Genomic DNA, 22,239 nt, shown 5'->3' on the forward strand with positions numbered 1-22,239 from the left:
GATTGCGGCGGCAAAAGGCGTTGCTCGATACTGTACGGATGCGATTCGGTGTGGTTCCCTCCTCCGTGCGCCGCGACGTCCTCGCCTGGCACGGCAGTGCCGGCCAGGTCTGGCTCGACGGCCTCCCCAAGACGGTCTGGCGTCTGCAGCGGCTGTGGTCGCTGCGGACGGACGGTCCGCCCTACGGCGGCGGCAGCCACTCCTATGTGATCCCGGTCCGGCGCGAGTCCGGTGAGCAGGCGGTGCTCAAGGTGATCTTCCGCGATGAGGAGAACGCCGCCGAACCGACTGCGCTGCAGCAGTACGGGGGCGATGGGGCGGTGCGGCTGCACGAGTACGACCGCGAGACGGGAGCGATGCTCCTGGAGCGGGCGGTCCCCGGGAACCGCCTCAAGTCGACGCGCTTCTTCGGGCACCGCACCCCGGAGGCGGCGTGGCGGCGGATCGGGATCGCCTGCGGCCTCTACCGGCGGCTGTGGCGGCCCGTGGCCGCCGTGGACGGATTCCCCGAGCTGCCGGCGGCCACCGAGATGCTCGACCAGTGGCGGGCCGAATACGGTGACCCGCAAGGCGACGCGCGGCGGGGCCCGGCCGCGGCCCGTCTCGACCTCGCGCTCGATCTGTGCGACCGGCTCGGGAACCCGCCCGAACTGGGCATCGGCAACCGCGACACCCACTTGGGCAACATCGTTTCGGCCGAACGCGAACCGTGGCTGGTCATCGACCCCAAGCCGTACCTCGCCGAGCGGGCCTTCGACGGCGGGTACCTGCTGTTCATGCTGCAGCACCACGGTCCGCACGGCGGCGCCGAACTGCTCCGAACGGTCGCGGAGGGACTCGGGGTGGACGCCGAGCGACTGCGCGCCTGGGCGCTCCTGCGCGCCGTCGACAATCTGGCCGAAGCCGAGGGCGAGCGCGACATCGCGGCCGCCGGGGCGACAGTCGACGCGCTCGAACGGGCGTAACCGCTTCGGGGGCTGTACGGGATCAGCGGCGACCGGGCCCGTTCGGGTGAAAAGAACCGGGTCGGATTTCCGACTCAGTGCCGAGTCGTCCAGTGGTCGAACGCTCCTTTCAGGAGTCATTCACGCGGCGCGCGGCGGTGCGCCAGGAGGCCCCGCAGACCGATCGCGCCGACGGCGATGCCGAGCCCGAGCGAGGTGACGGCGAGGCCGCAGTGGACCCAGAAAAAGGCGGTCGGATCGCCCGATGCGTCGAACGCCAGGCCGCTGACGTCCTCGAACAGATTTTTGAGAAAGGTTGTCCAAATCGCCAGGGACCACACGCCGAAGGCGAGCAGGAACACCGAGACGGGGCGGCTGAGCTTCATCGCACCAGTATCCGGCCGAACCTGCGGGCGGGCATTTCGGGAGCGGGGCGCCGGTCGCCGGTCACGTTCGGGAAGGCGTCGCACCGGTTGCCTCTTCCGATCCGCCTGATGCGCCTACTATCCTGGTCTTTGCAGACCCGGTGTCACTCTGTGCGGCACTTGCGTGCATACCGTGGTCTGCGATGATGGAGACCGGAATGTCATCAATGCATGAAATGGCTGGCCCGGACATGAGCGAACACGACGAAGTCTCATTGCCAGACGGTTACCCCGACCCCGAGGTCGTGGGCTGGGCGCGAACCGAGGAGCTCGAGTTCGCCGGCCTCCACATGAGAATGACGATCACTCCGGGCGACCGGATCGTGCAATTGTGGGAACTGGTCGACGGACACCCTGTCCGCTGGCTCGGCAACGTCTTCCGCGTCGAGTCCGAACCGCCGGTCCTCAAACTCAACTACCGCTACGAGGCGCACTTCAGCCGCGCCCAGCGCGATGTCCTGGCCCGTACCGGCGCCAAGTTCTGGAAGAGCTGACCTCCGAACCCCAACCCTTGCTCCGCGTCCAGCGGACCTTCGGGGTGCATTCCTTGTGGTACAGGGCTTGTCGAGCCGGCGCTCACTCAGTGCCGATGCGCTCCAGCACCTCGACGAGCGGCGTGAACTCGGGGTTCTTCCGCGCCTCTTCGAGCGCCTCCGCCAGTGCCCGGTCGTGGGTCGGCGTCGCGTCGGTGAGGAGCTTGCGTCCGGCCTCGGTGACGTCGGTGTAGATCCCGCGCCGGTCGTCGGCGCAGATGGTGCGCTGCAGCAGGCCCCGGTCCTCCATGCGGGTCACCAGGCGCGTGGTCGCGCTCTGGCTCAGCACGACCGCTTCGGCGACCTGCCGCATCTGCAGGTGCCGGTCCGGGGCTTGTCGGTCCAGGACGGTGAGCAGCGAGAACTCGCGTACGGAGAGCCCGTGTGCGGCTTCGAGCCGGCGTTCGATGTGGTCGGCGATGCCGTCGTGCAGTGCGGAGAGGGCGCACCAGTGCTGGGCCAGCGCGGTACTGGGGTTCGCTGCTGTACTCACGATGCTCCTCCGGCTCGGTCCGTTCGTGTCGATACTAGCGTACCGCGACATAAGTCCTTCGGAGATAATCGTCTCTTGCATTAGTCGGCGTCTGCAAGTATCGTGGGTCGCGGCAGTTCCGACACCGAGCGCGCCCGCGAGGGCCTGCGGACAGGAGAACCGATGAGCGACAAGCCGACCGTGAGCGTGCTGGGCACCGGCATCATGGGGGCCGCGATGGCCCGCAACCTCGCCCGCGCCGGGCACGAGGTCACGGTCTGGAACCGCAGCACGGACAAGGCCGCACCGCTCGCTGCGGACGGCATCCGCGTTGCCGGCACTCCCGCCGAGGCCGTCGCGGACGCCGACGCGATCGTGACCATGCTCCACGACGGCCCCGCCGCACTCGACGTCATGCGCCAGGCCGCCCCCGCCCTGCGCCCCGGCGTGCGGTGGATCCAGTCGACCACCGCCGGTGTCGACGGCATCGCCGAACTCGCCGCCTTCGCTGGTGAGCACGACATCATTTTCTTCGACGCCCCCGTCCTGGGCACCCGTGAACCCGCCGAGGCCGGCAAGCTCACCGTGCTCGCCGCCGGACCGAACGACGACGCCGCCGCGAACGCCGTGTTCGAAGCCGTCGGCGCCAAGACCGTGTGGATCGGCGCGAACGGCGCGGACGGCTCCGCCTCCCGGCTCAAGCTCGTCGCCAACAGCTGGGTCCTCGTGCTCACCCACGGCATCGGCGAGGTCCTCGCCCTGGCGAAAGGCCTCGGTGTCGATCCGCAGCGGTTCTTCGAGCTCATCGAAGGCGGCCCGCTCGACACCGGGTACGCCCACGCCAAGGGCGGCCTGATCCTCGGCGGCGACACGGCGAACACCAGCTTCGGTCTCGACACGGCCGAGAAGGACGCGAGGCTCATCGTGGAGGCCGCCCGCGCGAACGGCGTCCGGCTCGACCTCGCCGAGGCCGGGGCCGAGCGCTTCCGCCGCGCCTCCGCGCAGGGGCACGGCGGCGAGGACATGGCCGCGTCCTACTTCGCGAGCTTCAACGAATAGCAAGCACCGCAACGACAACGAGAGGAAGCGATCGTGGCGAAGATCCTGTTCATCATGACCGGGGCCGACGAATGGACCCTGAACGACGGCACCGAGCACCCCACCGGCTACTGGGCCGAGGAGGCCGTGGTGCCGCTCGAGGCGTTCAAGCGCGCGGGGCACCAGGTCGCCGTGGCCACCCCCGGTGGCGTCGTGCCGCCGGTCGACGCGGCGAGCCTCACCGATGAGGCCAACGGCGGCGCCGAGACCGCGGCGCACGTGCGCAGCGTGGTGGCCTCGGCCGAGGAGTTCGCCGAACCCGTCGACCTCGCGGGCGTGGACCTCGCCGACTACGACGCGGTGTACGTGCCCGGCGGCCACGGCCCCATGGAGGACCTGGCCGGCGACGCCGATGCGGGGCGCCTGCTCGCCGAGGCCCTCCGCGCGGGCAAGCCGGTTGGCTTGGTCTGCCACGGCCTCGCGGCGCTCCTGGCCGCCGACGAGTCCGGCGTGAACGCCTTCGCGGGCTACCGCGCCACCGGGTTCACCAACGCCGAAGAACGCCTCGCGGGCCTCGCCGACAAGGCGCCGTGGCTGCTCCAGGACCGGCTCGAGGCCGCCGGGATCGACTTCGTGCCCGCCGACCCGTTCACCTCGCACGTCCAGGTCGACCGCAATCTCGTCACCGCCCAGAACCCGCAGTCGTCAACTGCCGCCGCCGAAGCGCTCAACGCCCTCATCGGCTAGCGCCCGGCCCGAAACCTTAAGGAAGTCAACGTGACCAGCAACCTGTTCACCTCGATAGCGCTTCGCGGGACCACCGTGCCGAACCGGATCTGGATGGCGCCGATGTGCCAGTACAGCGCCGAGGCCACCGGGCCCGCGACCGGCGTGCCGAACGACTGGCACGTGCAGCACTACGGCGCCCGCGCCACCGGCGGCCCCGGCCTGATCCTGGTCGAGGCCACCGCCGTCGCCCCCGAAGGCCGCATCAGCCCCTACGACCTCGGCATCTGGAACGACGCCCAGGTCGAAGGGCACCGACGGCTCACCGCGTTCATGCGCGACCAGGGCGTCGTCCCCGGCATCCAGATCGCCCACGCCGGCCGCAAGGCCAGCACCGACAGCGAAGCCCACGGCGGCGGCTCGCTCGACCCGGACCGGGGCGGTTGGGAGCCGGTGGCGCCCAGCGCGATCGCGTTCAGCGGCGGCCACGCCGTACCGCACGAGCTGAGTGCCGATGAGGTCCGCGGGGTCGTCACCGCCTTCGCCGACGCGGCCCGGCGCTCGCTCGACGCGGGGTACGAGGTCATCGAGGTGCACGCCGCGCACGGCTACCTGCTCCACGAGTTCCTCTCCCCGGTCTCGAACCGGCGCGAGGACGCGTACGGCGGGGACTTCGAGAACCGCGCCCGCCTCCCGCTCGAGATCGCCGACGCGGTGCGGGCGACGGTGGGGGAGCAGGTGCCGGTGCTGTTCCGGCTCTCGGCGACCGACTGGATCGAACCCGAAGGCTGGACCGCCGACCAGACCGTGCGCCTCGCCGCGCTCCTGCGCGAGCACGGCGTCGACCTGATCGACGTCTCGACCGGCGGCAACGTCCCGGACGCCCGCATCCCGTCCGGCCCCGGCTACCAAGTGCCCTTCGCCGAGCGGATCCGCCACGAGACCGGGATGCCCACTGGGGCCGTCGGCATCATCACGGAGGTGCAGCAGGCCGAGAAGATCCTTGCGGACGGCGGTGCCGACGTCGTCCTGCTCGGCCGCGAGCTCCTGCGCAACCCGTACTGGCCCCGCCAGGCCGCGCACGAACTCGGCGACCCGCACCCGCTCCCGCGCCAGTACCGCCGCGCCGAGCGCCGACCCGCCTGAAGCCCACCGGGGTGGCGGCTCACGACGAGACCGCCACCCGTGTGCAGGCCCGCCAGCAGCCACCCAGAGGTAGCGGCTTGCGAAGACGCTGCCACCCGGTCGCTGCTGCGAGGCGCCGAGAGCGATCGGCCGCGCGCGAGCGGATTCGACGTCGCGCGCTCGGCGGCGGCACCGAGCGTCGATCTCTCCCGGCCTGGACTGCCACCCCGGCCTTGGCCGCAACGTGCTGCCCGCCGTCGCACCGGAAGCGGCTCGGCGTCCCTACTGCCAACACGCCGGCAGCTCCGACTCGAACTCCCTTGTGCGGCCTGACGACTCTCTGGGCCATCGCGCCGGCCCCGATTCGCCATTGCCCAACCAGTGGTATGTCACATGTCGCATGGCATATGCCACCGGAAAGCCGACGCGGCTCCCGCTGCGCGCCATAGAATGCCGCCAGCGCCGAAGGCGAGGAGCCGCACCATGGAACACCGGGACACCGCCGCAACGGGCGCGACCGAACCCAGCCGCCCCATCGAGGACTACGCGCTCCTCTCCGACCGCCACGGCGCCGCCCTGGTCTCGACCGACGGCTCCATCGACTGGCTGTGCCGCCCCCGCTTCGACAGCCCCGCCGTCTTCGGCCGCCTCCTCGACCCCGAGGCCGGGCACTGGTCGATCCGGCCCGCCGCCGCGTTCCACACCGAACGCTCCTATGCGGGCGACACGTTCGTCCTGCGCACCGTCTTCACCACCGACACCGGCACCGTCCACCTCACCGACGCACTCGCCCTCGGCCCCACCGACACCGCCGGCGACGGCGCCGAAACGAACACCACCGACGACGACACCGACGAGCGACTCCTGCTCGCCGCCCACGCACCGATCGCGACCCTCCGCGTCCTCGAATGCACCGCAGGCGACATGGACCTCGACTTCGTCTTCCGGCCCAGACCCGAATACGGGCTGGTCACCCCCATCCTCACCGCAGTCCCCGGCGGGGTGCTCGCCACCGGCGGGCCCGTCCGCACCGTCCTCACCAGCCCCGTCGACCTCGCCTTCGGCCACCACGGCGCCACCGCCCGACTCCGCCTGCGCGCAGGCGACCGCCTGCGCTTCGCCGCCCAGACCACCGGACTCGCCGACACCCCGCCCCCCACCTGGACGCCCGAGGCGATCGACGCGGCCCTCACCGAGACCGCGCGGGGCTGGCAGGACTGGTCCGACGCCCACCCGCCCTGGGACGGCCCCTTGCCACACCTCTTCCGCCGCTCGATCCTCGTCCTCGAAGCCCTCCGCTACCAGCCCACCGGCGCCATCGTCGCCGCACCCACCACCTCACTGCCCGAATCCGCCGGCGCAGGCCGCAACTGGGACTACCGGTACGCGTGGGTGCGCGACGCCAGCTTCACCGTGCAGGCGCTCGCCGCGGCCGGACGCCACGGCGAGGCCGTCGAGTTCTTCGAGTTCATGACGCACGCCGCCGCACGCTACAAACCCGAGACGCCGCTGCAGATCATGTTCGGCATCGGCGGCGAGCACGACCTGTCCGAACGCGAGCTCGGCCACCTCTCCGGCTGGCGCGCTTCACGCCCCGTCAGAGTCGGCAACGCCGCCTGGCTCCAGCCGCAGCTCGACGTCTACGGCGAGCTGCTCGACGCCGCCTGGCACCTGCGCGGCCACCTGCGCCGCCTCGACGACACCGCGCGCCACTTCCTCGCGGACGTCGCCGACGCCGCCGCCGACCAGTGGGAGCAGCCCGACCAGGGCATCTGGGAGTCGCGCGGCCTGCCCCGGCACTACACGTACTCCAAGCTCATGTGCTGGGTCGCGCTCGACCGGGCCGTCGAATACGCCCGCCTGCTCGACATCGAAGGCGACGCCGCACCGCGCTGGGAGGCCGAACGCGACCGCATACGCGAAGCCATCGAGACGCGCGGCTGGAACCCCGAGGCAGGAGCGTTCTGCGCGGCCCTCGACAGCGCCTCCGAGAACCGCGACGACCTGGACGCGGCCGTCCTCAGCATGGCGGCAGTCGGCTTCCTGCCCGGCGACGACCCGCGCCTGGTGTCGACAGTGGACGCCATCGCGGCGCGGCTGCGCGACCCGCGGGGCCTGGTGCGCCGCTACGAATCCGGCTCGGACGGCCTCGAAGGCCCCGAAGGCTCGTTCGTGATGTGCACGTTCTGGCTCGCCCAGGCGCTGGCCCTCACCGGCCGGCCCGACCGCGCCCGCGACGCCTTCGCCGTGGCCGCGGCCTGCGCGAACGACCTCGGCCTCATGTCCGAAGAGGTCGACACCGCCTCCGGGGCGATGCTCGGCAACTTCCCGCAGGCCTTCAGCCACATCGGCCTCATCAACGCCGCCGTCGCGATCCGCGACGCCGAGCGCTGACCCGGTACCGCCCGAACCACCGGATAGTGAAAAGCCCTCAAACGGGGCGCGCGGGGACGCTACGGTGACACTGAGCCGCGCCTTCGCGCAGGCTCGCAACGGGGAGACACTGAGGAGGGCGGCGACATGGCCGCGCACAAGGAACACGCCGCGCACACGCACGAGCACGGCAAGGACTGCGGGCATACCGCGGTGCCGCACGGCGACCACACCGACTATGCCCACGACGGGCACATGCACAAGGTCCACGACGGACACGTCGACGAATGCGAGCCGCAGGGCCACCACGTCCACGACGGGCACACCCACGAGCACGGCAAGGACTGCGGGCACCTCGCGGTCGCCCACGGCGACCACACCGACTACGCCCACGACGGCCACCGCCACGCCGCTCATGCCGGGCACTGGGACGACCACTGACGCAGCCGCAAGTACATGCGAAGCGGCCGCGGGCGCGATGCCCGCGGCCGCTTCTTCGCTGCTCGGTCAGGAAGGCTGGGCCCAGGAGCCGCGGACGTGGCTGAGGTGCAGCTCCATCACCTGCCGCACGTACTCGGTGTCGCGGGTGAGGAGCCCGTGCAGGATCTCCATGTGCTCCCCGGCCGACTCCTCGAGCTCGCCCAGTTCCATGAGCGCGGTCAGGCCGTACAGCCGCGAGCGCTGGCGCAGGTTGCGGACGGTCTCGACGAGGGTCGCATTGCCCGAGAGCGCGAGCATTTCCAGATGGAAACGCATGTCGGCCTCGACGTAGGCGATGAGGTCCTCTTCGGCGGCGGCGTCGATGATGGCCTGGGCGAGCGGGCGCAGCGCCTCGATGTCGGCGGGGTCCGCGGTCGTCGCGAGCGCCGCGGTCGTCGGGATCTCGATGAGCTCGCGCAGCTTCGTGTACTCGTCGAGCTGTGCCTCGGAGACGACCTTGACCCGGAAGCCCTTGTTGGGCACCGGTTCGACCAGCTCCTCCTTGACGAGGTCCAGCATCGCCTCGCGCACCGGGGTGGCGGAGACGCCGAACTGCTCGGCGAGGACCGGCACCGAGTAGACCCTGCCCGGCGCGAGATCCCCGGTGATGACGGCGGCCCGGAGGGCCTCGCCTATGCGCTCCCGGTAACTGGTGCGGCGCCCGCCCATCTCGGGCAGGGACATCGCGACGACTGGCGCGGCTCCGGCTCGAGCTGGCATCAGGACCTCCTCAGTGGTATGTCACACGTGGCGCGTCACAGTATGCGGGAGGACTCAGAGGATGAAACCGCTGGGGAAGGGGTCGTCGGGGTCGAGCGTGTACTGAGCGGTACCGGTTATCCACGCCCGGCCCGTGACGGACGGGACGACAGCGGGGATGCCGGCGACCTCCGTCTCGCCGAGCAGGCGGCCGGTGAAGCGCGATCCGATGAACGACTCGTTGACGAACTCCTGATCGAGGTCGAGCAGGCCGCGGGCGTGGAGCTGGGCCATGCGCGCGGAAGTGCCCGTCCCGCAAGGGGAGCGGTCGAACCAGCCGGGGTGGATCGCCATGGCGTGCCGCGAGTGCTTCGCGTCCGAGCCGGGCGCGGTCAGGTACACGTGGTGGAGGCCCCGGATGGACGGCTCCAGCGGGTGCACCGGCTCCGCTTCCGCGTTCACGGCCGCCATGATGTCGAGCCCGGCGGCGACGAGCTCGTTCTTGGCGGCCCGGTCGAAGGGCAGTCCGAGGTCGTCGAGGTCGACGAACGCGTAGAAGTTGCCGCCGAACGCCAGGTCGTAGCGGATCTCGCGGCCGTCTTCGAGGTGGACGGTGCGGTCGAGCCCGACCGAGTACGCCGGCACGTTGACTAGCGTGACGGCCTTCGCCGCACCATCTTCGACTTGCACGTCCACGGTGACCAGGCCCGCCGGGGTGTCGAGCCGGACGGTGGTCCACGGTTCCGTCACCGGCACCATGCCCGTCTCGACCAGGACCGTCGCCACCCCGATCGTGCCGTGCCCGCACATCGGCAGGTAGCCGGAGACCTCGATGAACAGCACGCCCCAGTCGGCGTCCGGCCGGGTCGGCGGCTGGAGGATCGCCCCGCTCATGGCGGCGTGGCCGCGCGGCTCGTTCATCAGGAACTGGCGGATGTGGTCGGAGCGGTCGCGGAAGTGGTTGCGCCGCTCCATCATCGTCGCGCCGGGGACGGCGCCGACGCCGCCGGTCACGACCCGCGTGGGCATGCCCTCGGTGTGCGATTCGACGGTCTGGAGCACGAGCCTGCTGCGCATGGGTCCTCCTCTTAGGCGAGCCCGACCGCGAGGGCCTGCTCGGTGGCGGTGCGGATCTCGGCGGCCTGCTCGGGCTGGAGCGGCACGCGGGGGAGGCGGCACCGGCCGCCCTTGCGTCCGACGAGGTCCATCGAGAGCTTGATGGCCTGCACGAACTCGACCTTGGAGTCCCAGCGCAGCAGCGGGTGCAGCTGTCGGTACAGCGGCAGGGCGGTCGCGAGGTCGCCTGCAACGGCCGCCCGGTACAGCTCGACGGTGGACTTCGGGAGGGCGTTGGGGTACCCCGAGACCCAGCCGACGGCGCCCGCGACGGCGAGCTCGAGCAGCACGTCGTCGGCGCCCACGAGCAGGTCGAGGCCGGGGGCGAGCTCGGCGATGCGGTAGGCGCGGCGGACGTCGCCGGAGAACTCCTTGACGGCCTGGATGAGGCCCTCGGCGTGGAGCTTCGCCAGCAGCTCGGGGGTGAGGTCGACCTTGGTGTCGATCGGGTTGTTGTAGGCCACGATCGGCACGCCGGCCTTGGCGACCTCCTCGTAGTGGGCGATCACCGACCGCTCGTCGGCCCGGTAGGCGTTGGGCGGCAGGAGCATGACGGCCCCGCACCCGGCGTCGCGGGCCTGCTCGGCCCAGCGGCGGGCTTCGGCGGCGCCGTAGGCGGCGACGCCGGGCATGACGCGCTCGCCGCCGACCGCCGCGACGGCGGTGGCGACGACCTCGGCGCGCTCGGCCTCGGTGAGGGTCTGGTACTCCCCGAGGGAGCCGTTGGGGGTGACGCCGTCGCACCCGTTCGCCACCAGCCAGGCGCAGTGCTCGTCGAAGGCCGCGAAGTCGACCGACCCGTCGTCGTTGAAAGGCAGGGCGGTGGCGACGAAGACGCCGCGCCAGGGGCGCGATTCGGGTGCCGACATGGGGCTTCCAATCTCGATGACGTGTGACATGGTACTGCCGGAACCGCTTTGGGCGGCCCGGCAGCGGCTGGCGGCGGTAGCGGCCGCGCACCCTGCAACATCAGTAATATGTCACATACTATAAATGGGCGGCGGGGTTTGCCGGCAACGGGGAGTGACCGACCGCGGGCCGGCGAGCGAACACCCGGAGCCCCGTTCGGGACCCGACCAAGGGCATCGCCTGCGGGACTTCGGATACCGAGCCGCGCACGCAGGCGCCGCCTGCAAGCGGCCTCGCAACGGTGCCGTCACCGTCTGCCGCGCGTTCAGGACCAGACGGCCGCGTGCTCCTTCCAATCCTGCGACTCCTCCGTGGTGATCGCGCGGGCGATGCGGGTGACGGCCTTGTCGAACACCTTGCGGTCCTCGGGGTCGGCGAGGTCCCAGTCGTCGAGGTGCGCGTCGAGCCAGCGCCGCCACACGGCGATGAAGCGCTCGAACTCGGACCGGCCCCTCGGGGTCAGGTGCAGCCGTCCCGTGTCGACGAAGAGGAGCCCGGTGCGGACCGCCTGCGTGAACACCGGCATGAGCACTTCGGGCGGCACCCGGTGGGCGGCGGCGATCTTGCGGACGGTGGCGTCCTCCCCGGCGCGATCGAGCACGTAGACCTGGCGCATCGCCCATGCGTCCGCCCGGTCGAGCAGGCTGCCGGTCGCCTTGTACACCTCGGTGAACACCGTTTCGCGCTCGCGCTGCATGACGTCGGCGATCATCCGCGCCAGCCGCTCCTCCGACGGCGCCGGGTCCGGGGCGCCGAAGCCCTCGCCCATGTCCGCCGCGCGTCCGCGCGTCGCATCGTGGAGGGGCCGCTCGACGAGGAACCAGGCGACGACGAACCCGACCGCCGCCACCGGCACCGTCCAGAAGAACACGAAGTCGATCGAGTCGGCGTAGGCCTGGATGATCGGTGCGATCACCGCGTCCGGCAGCTCGTGCAGCGCAGCGGGGCTCGCCGCGACGGCCGGGTCCACTCCCGACTCCGCGTACGCCGCCGCCAGCAGCGGCGTGCTGTGGTTGGTGAAGAGGGTGCCGAAGATCGCGGTGCCGAACGTCGAACCCAAGGTGCGGAAGAACGTCACGCCCGAGGTCGCCGCGCCCATCTGCGCGTACGGGACCGTGTTCTGCACCGCGATCGTCAGCACCTGCATCGCCAGGCCGAGGCCGCTGCCGAACACGAGCATGTACAGCGACTCCAGCCACATGTTCGTGTCCGTGCCCATGGTCGACATGAGGTAGAGCCCGACGCCCATGATGAAGGTGCCGAGGATCGGGAACATCTTGTACCGGCCGGTCTTGCTGACCACCGAACCCGAGAGGATCGACATGGCCATCATGCCCGCGACCATCGGCAGCGTCCGGTACCCGGAGACGGTGGCCGAGGTCCCGTCCACGTACTGCAGGTACGTCGGCAGGAACGTCATCGCCCCGAGCATCGCGAAGCCCACGATGAAGCTCAGGATCGAGCTGACGGTGAACACCGGGTTCGCGAAGAGCGCCATGGGAAGGATCGGCTCGGCCGCGCGGCGCTCGACCACCACGAACAGCACGATCGCCACGCCCGCACCGGCGAACATCCCGAGGATCACCCCCGAGTCCCACGCGTAGTCGTCGCCGCCCCACTCCAGCGCCAGGATCAGCAGCGTCGTGCCGGCCGCGACGAGGATCAGCCCCAGGTAGTCGATCACGGGCTTCACGACCGACCGCACCCGCGGGATCGTGGCGGCCGCCATCGCGATCATCACCACCGCGATCGGCAGGTTCACATAGAAGCACCACCGCCACGACAGGTGGTCGGTGAACAGGCCGCCGAGCGTCGGTCCGAGCACAGTGGTCACACCGAACACCGCGCCCATGGCGCCCTGGTACTTGCCGCGGTCGCGCAGCGGGATGACGTCGGCGATGAGCGCCATCGCCGTCACCATCAGGCCGCCGGCGCCCAGTCCCTGGACCGCGCGCGACACGATCAGGAAGATCATGTCGTTGCTGAACCCCGCCAGCGCCGAGCCGCCCACGAACACGACCGCGCTGATCTGGAAGATCGCCTTGCGCCCGAACATGTCGCCGAACTTGCCGACCACGGCCGCGGCGATCGCCTCGGCGAGCAGGTAGGACGTCACCACCCAGGCCATGTGCCCGGGGCTGCCGAGGTCGGCCACGATCGTCGGCAGGGCCGTGGAGACGATCGTCTGGTCCAGCGCCGCCATGAGCATGCCGAGCATGATCGTGGCGAACACGAGGTTGCGCCGGTACTTGCTCAGCACGGGCGGCGCCGGTTCGGCGGCATCCGCGAGCTCAGGAGTGTCGACAGTGGCCATAACGGGCACGATAGCCGCAAATCGACGCCGCCATGGCTGACTGCGCCCGATCCTGACCTGGCGGGCGTAGGGTGTGCCCGAGCATCGAGCGTCCCCTGCGTCGGAGGTGGCATGGAACTGGTCGCGATCCTGTTCGCGCTCGCGGTCGGCGGGCTCCTCCTGACGGCCGCCGCCGAATGGATGCGCATCCCCGCCCCGGTCCTCATCTGCCTCTACGGGCTCACCCTCGGCCTCGTCCCCGGCATACCCGCGCTCGACCTCGACCCCGAGCACCTGCTGCCGATCCTGCTCCCGCCCATCCTGTGGGCCGCCGCCCGCAAGTCCTCCTGGCGCCACTTCGCCGCGAACTGGCGGCCCATCCTCTTCCTCGCGGTCCTCCTCGTCTTCGTCACGACCGCGGCGGTCGCGGCCCTGGCCGCCACGATCAGCCCGGTCCTGCCGGTCGGCGCGGCCGTCGTCCTCGGCGCGATCTGCGCTCCGCCCGACGCCGCGGCCGTCACCGCCGTCGCCGACCGACTCGGCCTGCCCCGCCGCCTCGTGACCATCCTCGAAGGCGAAGGCCTGTTCAACGACGTCACCGCCCTCACCCTGTACAACGTCGCCGTCATCGGCGTCGTCACCGGCTCGGTCTCCGCACTGTGGACGGCGGGCCTGTTCGCGTACTCGGCGGTCGCCGCCGCGGTGATCGGCCTGGGCGTCGGCTGGTGCCTCGTCAAGCTCGGCTCCGCCGTGGCCGACAGCCGGGTCCGCACCGCCCTCGGCCTCACCGCCCCCTACATCGCCTACCTGCTCGCCGACGCGGTGAAGGCCTCCGGCGTGCTGGCCGTCATCTGCGCCGCGTTCTACCTGGTCGCCCGGTCCAACGACCCGGACGACTTCGAAGGCCGGCTCGTCCAGGGCTCGGTGTGGGACGTGCTGGAGACCGGCCTCATCGCGCTCACCTTCGGTCTGGTCGGCATGGAGCTGATCGACATCATCGATCGCGTGGGCTCCGGCGTGAGCGAACTGCTGTGGAAGGCCCTGGCGGTAGCGGGCGCCGTGATCGCCGTCCGCGCGCTCTGGCTCGCCATCGCGATCGTGCTGGGGCGCAGGGGCATCGGTTGGACGAGTCTGGGGAACCAGCCGCGCCTGGCGGTGGTCACCGCCTGGGCCGGGATGCGCGGTGTCGTCACGGTGGTGACCGCGCTGGCGATCCCGGAGTTCACTGCGGACGGCTCGCCGTTCCCAGGGCGCGAGCAGATCCAGTTCCTGTCCGTGGTGGTCGTGCTCGCCACGCTCGTCGCGCAGGGCCTGACCCTGCCGGGGCTGATCGCGTTCCTCGGGGTGCGTGCGGACGCGGAGAAGGAGACCGCCGCGCTGCGGTCGCTCATGCAGGAGGCCGGGAAGGCGGCATCGGCGCGGCTGCGGGAGCTGCGCCGCGAGCACAACGATGTGGACGACGAGGTGGCGGCGGCGATGGAGCGGCGCTTCGACCACCGGGCCGCGCAGATCACCGCGATGGTCGAGGATCGCGAGGACCCCGAGACCGAGCGCCTCGCCGAGCGCTTCGACACGTTGCAGCGCATCGAGGGCGAGATGCTCTCGGCCGCCACGGCGCGGGTGCTGCAGCTGCGGTCCTCGCCCGGGCACGACCCGGTCCTGGTCGACCGCGTCCTCGCGGCCCTCGACCACCGGGCGGTGACCCGCCGCCGCTCGGCCTGACCGTCGTGATCGTTCCGGGGATGCCATGTGGCATGTGATATGTCACGTGGCACCCGGAGTGCTTTGGGAAGCGAGAGCGGGGTGCCCGGTATGTCGCGGCCGGGCGCGGCGCCTTCCCGCCCTTAAGGTGGCGCTTGTGGAGAGACGAGAAGCGAGCGCGGGGGCGGCCGGGGTCCGGTGGGCCGCGGCCCTGGCGGTAGTGGCACTGGCCGTGGCCGGTTGCGGGGCGAGTCGGTCCGCCCAGACCAGTGAGATGGCGCCGGCGATTTCGGGAATCGACGTGGACGCGGGGACGCTGGCCCTGCGCGACATGCAGGTGGACTTCGGCGAGCGGGGCTTCTACCTCGCGGGCGGGCAGGCCCCGCTGCGGATCTGGATCGACAACCAGGGCGACGAGCCGGTGACGCTGGAAGCGGTGACGAGTCCGGACGCCGAGGCCGTCGTCCTCGCGACCGAGGTCGCCGGCGAGACGCCCGGGGAAGGCGAGTCGACACCGGCGCCGGACGAGTCGAGCCCTGCCCCGGACGAGTCGGCGACGCCCGATGCCGATGCGTCCGAGACGCCTTCGGCCGCGGCCTCGGAGACCCCTGAAGGCGATGCGTCCTCACCGACCGCCGACACCTCGCCGACCGCCGGTACTTCGGCGTCCGCGTCACCCGAGGGCGAACCGGCTTCGCCGACGCTGGAGGGCGAGCGCGACTTCACGATCGAGATCGCACCGGACTCGTTCGTGCGCCTGGCGCCGACCCGAGGCTCCTTCCTCCTCCTGGACGGGCTGAAGGAGAAGCTGACCATGGGCCAGACCGTGGAGGTCACGTTCGTGTTTTCGAACGGCGAGGCGGTCACCGTGGACCTGCCGGTCGGCACGCCGGAAGTGGCCCCGTCCCGCTCGTACTTCGAACCGGGCCATGCGGAAGGCGCCGAATAGCGCCACTTCTGAACACGAATGGCGGCGGCGCTTGAGCGCCGCCGCCATTGCCGTGCAGGCGAACCGAGGCTGAGGGTGCCGGGCGGCTCCGAACCGCCGATCGCATCCGTCGGCGGGCCGCTACTCCGACAGGCGCCAGGCGGTGACCTCGATTTCGCGCGTGGTCCCCAGGTCGATCGAGGCCTCGGGGGTGACGGTCTCCAGCGGCGAGCCCTCGGCGTAGCCGACGTTGATCTCGGTCGCGTTCACGACGTCGCCGGCCTCGACCAGGTTGCGCCACAGCATGCCCGCGCTCACCGACTCCCCGGGCGCGAGGGTGATCGGCGTGGGTCCGGGGTCCTGGAGCGTGTCCGAGCCGTGCCGGACGGCGACGTCGAAGCCGGGGATCTCGACGACCGGGTAGCCGTTGATCGCGATGTCCTCAGTGCCGCAGTTGACGAGCTCGATCCCGCTGGTGCGCAGGCCCATCGCCGCGCTGCCTTGCGTGACGGTGACGTGGAAGCCCTCGGGGCACTGCGGCTCCTCGGGCCGGTCGGTGGCCGGCTCCACCGGTTCCTCAGGCGTGGCCGCCGGGACGCCGGTGAGCTGCCAGGCGCCGAGGTCGAGCACGTGGTCGGCGTTGAGCTCGATCGGTTCGGCGAGGTCCAGTTCGTACGCGGCGTAGACCGGGAGGGCGTTGATGAGGAAGCGGTCCACCTCGAGCAGGTCGCCGGTGTGCGTCGCGGCCTCCCATGAGAGCGGCGCGATCGCGCCCTGCCCCGGGTCCACGGTGACCGACTCGGGGGCGTTGTGGTCGCGGGGCGCGACGACGTTCCCGCCGAAGACGCCGACCTGCGGCATGCTGTCGAGCACCAGCGGGGCCTCGCCGCAGTTGACCAGGCCGATCGCCATGAACGTGCGGTCGCCGACCGCGCCGGTCGGGGTGAGCGACATCTGGACGCCGTGCTCGTCGCACTCGGTGGAGGTCGCCGCGGCGGCCTCGCTGCCGCTGTCGCCGACGCCGCACCCGGATGCCGCCAGGGCGAGGACGGCGGCGATGAGCGCGAGGGGCCGGGAGATGCGTGGCATGCGGTGTCCTTCGGTGGTTCGGGGTTCCTCCTGCCTAACGCGAAGGACCTATCGCGAGGTTGCACCGGGGGCCTGGATGATGAGGACCGTGAGGTCGTCGGTGCGTTCGTAGCCGCCGCTCTGGAAGTCGGCCTTGAGCTTGCGGTGGAGGCGGTCGGGGTCGCGGATGCCGGAGGCGACGTGCGCGTTGATCCGCTCGATCACCGGGAAGGTCTCCCCGGCGGCGTTGCGGCCTTCGATGAACCCGTCGGAGAACATCACGACCAGGTCGCCGGGCATGAGCGTGGCCTCGCGGATCTGGGTGCGCTGGAGGGCGAAGTCGGCCAGGCCGAGGGGCGGCATGGGCCGCGCGGACAGCGGCTGGGCCGAGCCGCGGACCAGCAGCGGGGCGGGGTGTCCGCACAGGACGACCCGGATGGTGTCGAAGCGGGGCGTGATCTCCACGAGCACGGCGGTGGCGAAGGACTGCTCCCATTCGCCCCGGCCGCGGTTGTGCATGCGGACGCGGCGCTCCATGCGCGCGGCGAGGGTGTGGAGGTCGGGGTCGTCGAGCGAACGCTCCCGGAAGGTGCCGAGCAGCGCCTCGGTGAGGTGGACGGTGGTCAGGCCGTGGCCCTGGACGTCGCCCACGACGGCGCGGATGCCGAGGTCGGTCTCCTGCACCTCGTAGAAGTCGCCGCCGACGAGCCCGGGGCTGCCCTGGTGGGTCCGGTAGGCGACGGCGACGCGCGCGCCGCCCACGTGCGAGGGCAGTTCGGGCAGGATCGCGGTCTGGACGGCCTCGGCCACGAGCGTCATGTCGAGCAGGCGCATGACCATGCGGTTCCGGACCCATGCCAGTGCGGTGCAGACGATGCCGATGACGGCGACCGGCGGCACGTCCGACCAGCTCGACTCGGGGTAGGGGAGCAGGCCCAGGGCGTCCTCGCCGACGCTGATGACGGCGACGACCAGGAGCGTGGACCCGAAGGTCGCGACGGGCCCGTTGACCAGGGCGGTGAAGGCGGGCAGGAGGACCACGGTGAAGTCGGCGTACTCGGCGGCGGTGTCGTCGAGGAGCGCGATCGGGAAGGTCACGGCGACGAGGAGGTACGGCATGAGGCGCAGGACCAGTACGGAGCCGGGCTGCCCGTCGGCCAGGCGGCTCCAGGGGTTCTTGGACGGCACATAGGACCTGAAGTAGCCCTGCATCTCGGCGCCGCCGCGGCTGGTCCTGCTCACGGGGAGAGCGTAAGCGGCCCATCGTGGACCCGCCTCCTGAACAGCGAAAACGGGTCTGGAGACGGCGAAAGCGGACGGGGGCCGCTCCCGTCCGCTCCGTGCCCGCCGATCAGGTGCGCGACTTGGCGGCCTCGATGAGGTCGCGCAGGCGGTCCTCCTCCTCGGTCGAGAGGTTCGTCTGGAGGAGCTTGCCCTGGTACTGGCCGTGGAGCTCCTCGACGACCTTGTCCTCGGTCATGGAGCGGACGAGGAGCACGAGCGCGGCGGAGCCCGGGCTGAGCTCCGTGCCGAGGTCCTTCATGAACCTGTCGTCCACGCCGATGTCGGACATGGCCCCGCCCGCGGCCCCCGCGGCCGCGCCCACGGCCATGCCGAGCAGCGGTGCGAGGAACAGCAGGCCGATGAGCCCGCCCCACAGCGCACCGCCGGTGGCGCTGACGCCGACCAGCGAGGTCGACTGGTGGAGTTTGACCTTCCCGTCCTCGCGCCGCTCGACCACGACCGCGTCGTCGAGCTTGATGATCTCGCGCTTCTGCATGTCGGCGATCTTGCCGAGGACCGTCTGCGCGGTGGACACGTCCGGGTAGGCCACGGCGATGAGTTTGCTCATGCGTCTTCCTCTCTGCGGGCCGCCGTCGGCGGCGTCTCGCCCGATTCTGTCCGCGTTCGTGCGCCTCCGCCGGGAAATGCCCGCAAACCCTGGTCCGGGGCGACGCGGGGGGCGTCCTGACATGGCGTTCCCGCCTGGCGGGACCGGCGGTTGACGCTCACCCGACGTTCAATCTATATTTCCCATAGATTTGGTAGAGAAATCGTTCCGGTCATCACTCGGAAGGCTCCCCAGTGCGCTCCCTCGTCTTGCTCGGCCTCGTAGGCCTCGCCGCCCAGCTCGTGGACGGCAGCCTCGGCATGGCCTACGGCGTCACCTCGACCACGCTGCTCCTCGCCATCGGCGCCAACCCGGCCAGCGCCTCGGCCACCGTCCACCTCGCCGAGATCGGCACGACCCTCGCCTCCGGCGCCGCGCACTGGCGCTTCGGCAACGTCGACTGGAAGGTCGTCCTCAAGATCGGCATCCCCGGCGCCATCGGCGCCTTCGCGGGCGCCACCGTCCTGTCGCGGCTCTCCACCGAGGTCGCCGCCCCGGTCATGTCGATCATCCTGCTCTCCCTCGGCCTCTACCTGCTCATCCGCTTCACGGTGCGCGGCCTCGACCGCAAGAACCTCGGCAAGCCGCTGCGCAAGCGGTTCCTGACCCCGCTCGGCCTCGTCGGCGGCTTCCTCGACGCCACCGGCGGCGGCGGCTGGGGCCCGGTCGGCACGCCCGCCCTGCTCGCCAGCGGCCGCATCGAGCCCCGCAAGGTCATCGGCTCCATCGACACCTCCGAGTTCCTGGTCGCGCTGGCCGCCTCGGCCGGCTTCATCGTCGGCATCGGCAGCGCGGGCATCGACTTCGCGTGGGTCGGCGTGCTGCTGGCCGGCGGCCTCATCGCCGCGCCGATCGCGGCCTGGCTGGTCCGCCACATCCCGCCGCGCGTGCTCGGTTCGGCCGTCGGCGGCGTCATCGTCCTGACCAACTCCCGGACGCTGCTGCGCAGCGACTGGATCGACGCCCCGGCCGGGGTCGCACTCGCCGTCTACATCGCCATCGCCGTCGTCTGGATCGCGGCCGTCTGGTACTCGGTGCGCCGGCACCTCGCCGAGCGCGACGTCGGCGGGCCGGTCCTGGACAAGGCCAACAATCCCGAGGCCGAGGCCCCCGGTGCCGAGGCGCCCGCCCGCACGGAAGCCCCCGCCGCCGAGACCGCCTGAACCGATCGCCTCCGGCCCGCGCCCTTCCGGGTGCGGGCCGCTCGCGTTCCCACTGTGCGAACGCAACCGTCCCTATTGGATTTGGGGGACGACGCGAAGATGAACTTCAAGTAGCATGTTGCCTCAACGTGGCCGTGACCTGGACCGTTGGAGGCGCAATGACGCAGTTCTACCAAGCTGTGCTCCGAGACGGAGGGCCCCGGCTGGGGCCCCGGCTGCGGCGGTGCTTCGCCGCCTGGGCCGGCGTCCAGGACGACGGCGGCCCGGTCCTCGAGCACGCCAAGGGCCGCACCCGCACCGCGCTCGCCGACAACGACCTGTGCGGCCGCTACACCCACGACGGCCCCACCGGCGACGGCCGGCTCCGCACCACCGCCACCTGGGCCGCCGGACGCAAGGGCGCGCCCGGCTGGGTCCGCGTCACCGTCGAAGGCGACCTCGACCAGGCGGCGGTGACCGCCCCCGGCTTCATGCCCGCGTTCCTGGCCACCGGCCGCGCCACCGACGGGGTCGTCCCCGTCGAGGCCGGCCCGCACCTCATCGGCCCCGAAGAGGTCAAGGAGCTCACCGGCTGGCTCGCCCGCCCCGACCGGGGCGTCCCCGTCATCGTCCTCACCGTCGACCGCAGCGACCCGAACCTCGTCGCCGCCTGCGCCGACCACCTCGCCGAGTCCCTCGCGGGCGTCGCCCTCGTCGCCCGCCTCTACGACGCCCGCACCCAGGACGACCTCAACGCCTGGCTCGGCGGCGACCTCAGCGTCTTCGGCGGCGGCCTGCGCACCTACCTGCCCGGCGTGCGCCCGGGGGAGGAGACCTACGCGATGCGCCACCAGCCCCGCGGCGGCGGCGCGATACGCGACCAAGGCGTGCGCTCACTCGAAGTGGTGGTCAAAGGCGTCGTCGAGCTCTCCGTCCACCGGCCGCTGCCCACCGACATACGCCAGACCGAACCGCGGATCGCCCGCGTGCTCGCCGGGACGCTCCCGCCGGGCGAACTCCACGCCGCCCCGCCCAGTCCCGCCGCGATAGCCGTCCCGCGCGGCCCCCGCATCCCCAGACCCGCCGCGCCCTCCGAACCGAAGTCGCTCAGCACCCCGGAGGAGCCGCCCGAACCGCAGCCGGAACCGGCACCGCAGCCCGAAATGACTACCCCGCCCGAACCGGAACCCGAACCCGCGGACGGCCTCGCCGACGACATCGCCGCGAAGCTCGCCGACCGCCTCGACGAGAGCGTCCTCGACGCCCTCGTCGACCTCGCCCGCGGCGGCGACACCGAGACCACCGTCCTCATCAAGACCATGGCCGCCCACCTCGACGCCCTCACCCGCGCCGTCGAGTCCGCCGGGCTCCTCGCCGTCCGCGCCCCCAGCCAGGAGCTCGAGCGCCTCCGCCGCCAGTACGACCAGCTCGAACTCGACTACACCGAACTCCAGGAGTGCGAACGCAAAGCCCAGGACCGCATCCGCTGGCTCGAGAGCCGCCTGGCCGAGCACGCCGACCCCGTCTACGGCGTCCAGACCGAAGCCGACCAGGACGACTGCTGGGAGGCCGAGAGCCTCATGGAGGTCGTCCAGCGCGCCCGCAAGCAGCTGCGCCACCTCGACCTCCCCGACGCCCTCGACACCGAAGTGTCCAAACTCGACGTCATGTACCCGCGCCAGCGCCGCCGCTGGACCGGCCGCACCTGGGACGCCCTGCGCGCCCTCGACGCCTACGCCGCCGCCCGCGCCGACGCCCGCTTCACCGGCGGCTTCTACGACTGGTGCGCCCGCCCGCTCCCAGGAGCACCCGCCATCACGCCGACGATGGTCTCCATGAAGGAGTCCGACTCGGTCTCCGGCAACCCGAAGTACCACCGCGCCAGGGTCTTCCGCGTGCCCACCGAGATCGACCCGTCAGGCCGCGTCTACATGCCCGCCCACATCAAACTCCAGCAGGTCGGCTCGCCCGCGCCCCGCATGCACTTCCTCGACGACGCCGGCGGCGCCACCGGCAAGGTCTGGATCGGCTACCTCGGCGACCACCTGCCCAACACGCGGACGAACTGACGCGCCCGGACTCGGCCCGGCCCCTCCCGTAGGCTCGGTGCAACCCCCGGGAGGAGCCTCGATGGACTTCATGCGCCGCAACGCGAGATGGATCGCACTGGCGGCCCTGCTCGCCATGCTCGCCCCCGTCCTCGCCCAGCTGTTCAACACCCTGTTCGCGGTCGACACCCTGCTCGTCGCCGTGATCCTGCTGGCCGCCATCGTCATCGGCTTCGCCGTCATGGCCCGCTCCTCCAGCGACGAGGACTGAGCCGCGACCGTTCGGCCCCACCACTGAGCACCCCTTGACTAGTCTCAGAACCGGGAG

General features: G+C 71.5%; 21 protein-coding genes. 12 read left to right on the forward strand and 9 right to left on the reverse strand.

Translation table 11 applies throughout. The features are described from left to right. Positions 1–38: 38 nt before the first annotated feature. A complete protein-coding gene (locus QWI33_RS23385) occupies positions 39–965 on the forward strand; it encodes an aminoglycoside phosphotransferase family protein (protein ID WP_289959365.1) in 927 nt (308 codons plus the stop codon). Positions 966–1,081: 116 nt separating this feature from the next. Here QWI33_RS23385 and QWI33_RS23390 read toward each other — a convergent pair whose 3' ends face one another. Next, positions 1,082–1,330, reverse strand: a complete 249-nt coding sequence (locus QWI33_RS23390; protein WP_289959367.1) for an SCO4848 family membrane protein — start codon at positions 1,328–1,330, stop codon at positions 1,082–1,084. 230 nt (positions 1,331–1,560) lie between these two features. On the opposite strand from QWI33_RS23390, the gene QWI33_RS23395 reads away from it, so the two are divergent. Continuing rightward, the gene (locus QWI33_RS23395) at positions 1,561–1,863 is read left to right on the forward strand and encodes a hypothetical protein (RefSeq protein WP_289959369.1); all 303 of its coding nucleotides are present in this window, start codon (positions 1,561–1,563) and stop codon (positions 1,861–1,863) included. Between the two features lie 82 nt (positions 1,864–1,945). Here QWI33_RS23395 and QWI33_RS23400 read toward each other — a convergent pair whose 3' ends face one another. Then, positions 1,946–2,395 carry a MarR family winged helix-turn-helix transcriptional regulator gene (locus tag QWI33_RS23400; protein ID WP_289959371.1) on the reverse strand — a complete coding sequence of 150 codons (450 nt, stop codon included), beginning with the start codon at positions 2,393–2,395 and terminating at the stop codon, positions 1,946–1,948. Positions 2,396–2,557: 162 nt separating this feature from the next. Between QWI33_RS23400 and QWI33_RS23405 the strand changes: the two genes are divergently transcribed. From QWI33_RS23405 to QWI33_RS23425, 5 genes are all read left to right on the forward strand, one after another. Continuing rightward, positions 2,558–3,433: an NAD(P)-dependent oxidoreductase gene (locus QWI33_RS23405; protein WP_289959373.1), complete on the forward strand. Its 876-nt coding sequence runs from the start codon at positions 2,558–2,560 to the stop codon at positions 3,431–3,433. Positions 3,434–3,466: 33 nt separating this feature from the next. Then, entirely contained in the window at positions 3,467–4,159 is a 693-nt protein-coding gene (locus QWI33_RS23410) for a type 1 glutamine amidotransferase domain-containing protein (protein ID WP_289959375.1), read from the forward strand. A 30-nt stretch (positions 4,160–4,189) separates the two neighbouring features. Then, positions 4,190–5,284 (forward strand): NADH:flavin oxidoreductase/NADH oxidase, encoded by a 1,095-nt coding sequence (locus QWI33_RS23415; protein WP_289959376.1) that lies wholly within the window; start codon positions 4,190–4,192, stop codon positions 5,282–5,284. 462 nt (positions 5,285–5,746) lie between these two features. Next, positions 5,747–7,657: a glycoside hydrolase family 15 protein gene (locus QWI33_RS23420; RefSeq protein WP_289959378.1), complete on the forward strand. Its 1,911-nt coding sequence runs from the start codon at positions 5,747–5,749 to the stop codon at positions 7,655–7,657. Between the two features lie 126 nt (positions 7,658–7,783). Next, positions 7,784–8,077 (forward strand): hypothetical protein, encoded by a 294-nt coding sequence (locus QWI33_RS23425; RefSeq protein WP_289959379.1) that lies wholly within the window; start codon positions 7,784–7,786, stop codon positions 8,075–8,077. 66 nt (positions 8,078–8,143) lie between these two features. Here the strand turns inward: QWI33_RS23425 and QWI33_RS23430 are convergent, their stop codons facing one another. From QWI33_RS23430 to QWI33_RS23445, 4 genes are all read right to left on the reverse strand, one after another. Continuing rightward, complete coding sequence (locus QWI33_RS23430) at positions 8,144–8,836, reverse strand: GntR family transcriptional regulator (protein ID WP_289959380.1); 693 nt, start codon at positions 8,834–8,836, stop codon at positions 8,144–8,146. 54 nt (positions 8,837–8,890) lie between these two features. Next, positions 8,891–9,892, reverse strand: coding sequence for a proline racemase family protein (locus QWI33_RS23435; RefSeq protein WP_289959381.1), 1,002 nt, complete (start codon positions 9,890–9,892; stop codon positions 8,891–8,893). Between the two features lie 11 nt (positions 9,893–9,903). Next, positions 9,904–10,800: a dihydrodipicolinate synthase family protein gene (locus QWI33_RS23440; RefSeq protein WP_289959382.1), complete on the reverse strand. Its 897-nt coding sequence runs from the start codon at positions 10,798–10,800 to the stop codon at positions 9,904–9,906. Between the two features lie 305 nt (positions 10,801–11,105). Beyond that, entirely contained in the window at positions 11,106–13,154 is a 2,049-nt protein-coding gene (locus tag QWI33_RS23445) for an MDR family MFS transporter (protein WP_289959383.1), read from the reverse strand. 111 nt (positions 13,155–13,265) lie between these two features. Here QWI33_RS23445 and QWI33_RS23450 point away from each other — a divergent pair, with 111 nt between their 5' ends. Next, positions 13,266–14,855, forward strand: coding sequence for a cation:proton antiporter (locus tag QWI33_RS23450; RefSeq protein WP_289959384.1), 1,590 nt, complete (start codon positions 13,266–13,268; stop codon positions 14,853–14,855). Positions 14,856–15,108: 253 nt separating this feature from the next. Continuing rightward, positions 15,109–15,783, forward strand: coding sequence for a copper chaperone PCu(A)C domain-containing protein (locus QWI33_RS23455; protein WP_289959385.1), 675 nt, complete (start codon positions 15,109–15,111; stop codon positions 15,781–15,783). A 120-nt stretch (positions 15,784–15,903) separates the two neighbouring features. Here QWI33_RS23455 and QWI33_RS23460 read toward each other — a convergent pair whose 3' ends face one another. From QWI33_RS23460 to QWI33_RS23470, 3 genes are all read right to left on the reverse strand, one after another. Continuing rightward, positions 15,904–16,851: a DUF4232 domain-containing protein gene (locus QWI33_RS23460; RefSeq protein ID WP_289959386.1), complete on the reverse strand. Its 948-nt coding sequence runs from the start codon at positions 16,849–16,851 to the stop codon at positions 15,904–15,906. Positions 16,852–16,899: 48 nt separating this feature from the next. Then, positions 16,900–18,072 carry a PP2C family protein-serine/threonine phosphatase gene (locus QWI33_RS23465; RefSeq protein WP_289959387.1) on the reverse strand — a complete coding sequence of 391 codons (1,173 nt, stop codon included), beginning with the start codon at positions 18,070–18,072 and terminating at the stop codon, positions 16,900–16,902. 109 nt (positions 18,073–18,181) lie between these two features. Continuing rightward, complete coding sequence (locus tag QWI33_RS23470) at positions 18,182–18,682, reverse strand: DUF1269 domain-containing protein (RefSeq protein WP_289959388.1); 501 nt, start codon at positions 18,680–18,682, stop codon at positions 18,182–18,184. Positions 18,683–18,915: 233 nt separating this feature from the next. Here QWI33_RS23470 and QWI33_RS23475 point away from each other — a divergent pair, with 233 nt between their 5' ends. The 3 genes from QWI33_RS23475 (at position 18,916) to QWI33_RS23485 (ending at position 22,182) form a co-directional block, all read left to right on the forward strand. Then, positions 18,916–19,884 carry a sulfite exporter TauE/SafE family protein gene (locus tag QWI33_RS23475; protein WP_289959389.1) on the forward strand — a complete coding sequence of 323 codons (969 nt, stop codon included), beginning with the start codon at positions 18,916–18,918 and terminating at the stop codon, positions 19,882–19,884. Between the two features lie 158 nt (positions 19,885–20,042). After that, positions 20,043–21,932 (forward strand): hypothetical protein, encoded by a 1,890-nt coding sequence (locus tag QWI33_RS23480; protein WP_289959390.1) that lies wholly within the window; start codon positions 20,043–20,045, stop codon positions 21,930–21,932. A 61-nt stretch (positions 21,933–21,993) separates the two neighbouring features. Continuing rightward, positions 21,994–22,182, forward strand: coding sequence for a hypothetical protein (locus QWI33_RS23485; RefSeq protein ID WP_289959391.1), 189 nt, complete (start codon positions 21,994–21,996; stop codon positions 22,180–22,182). Positions 22,183–22,239: the final 57 nt, after the last annotated feature.

This window comes from Glycomyces tritici (assembly GCF_030403505.1).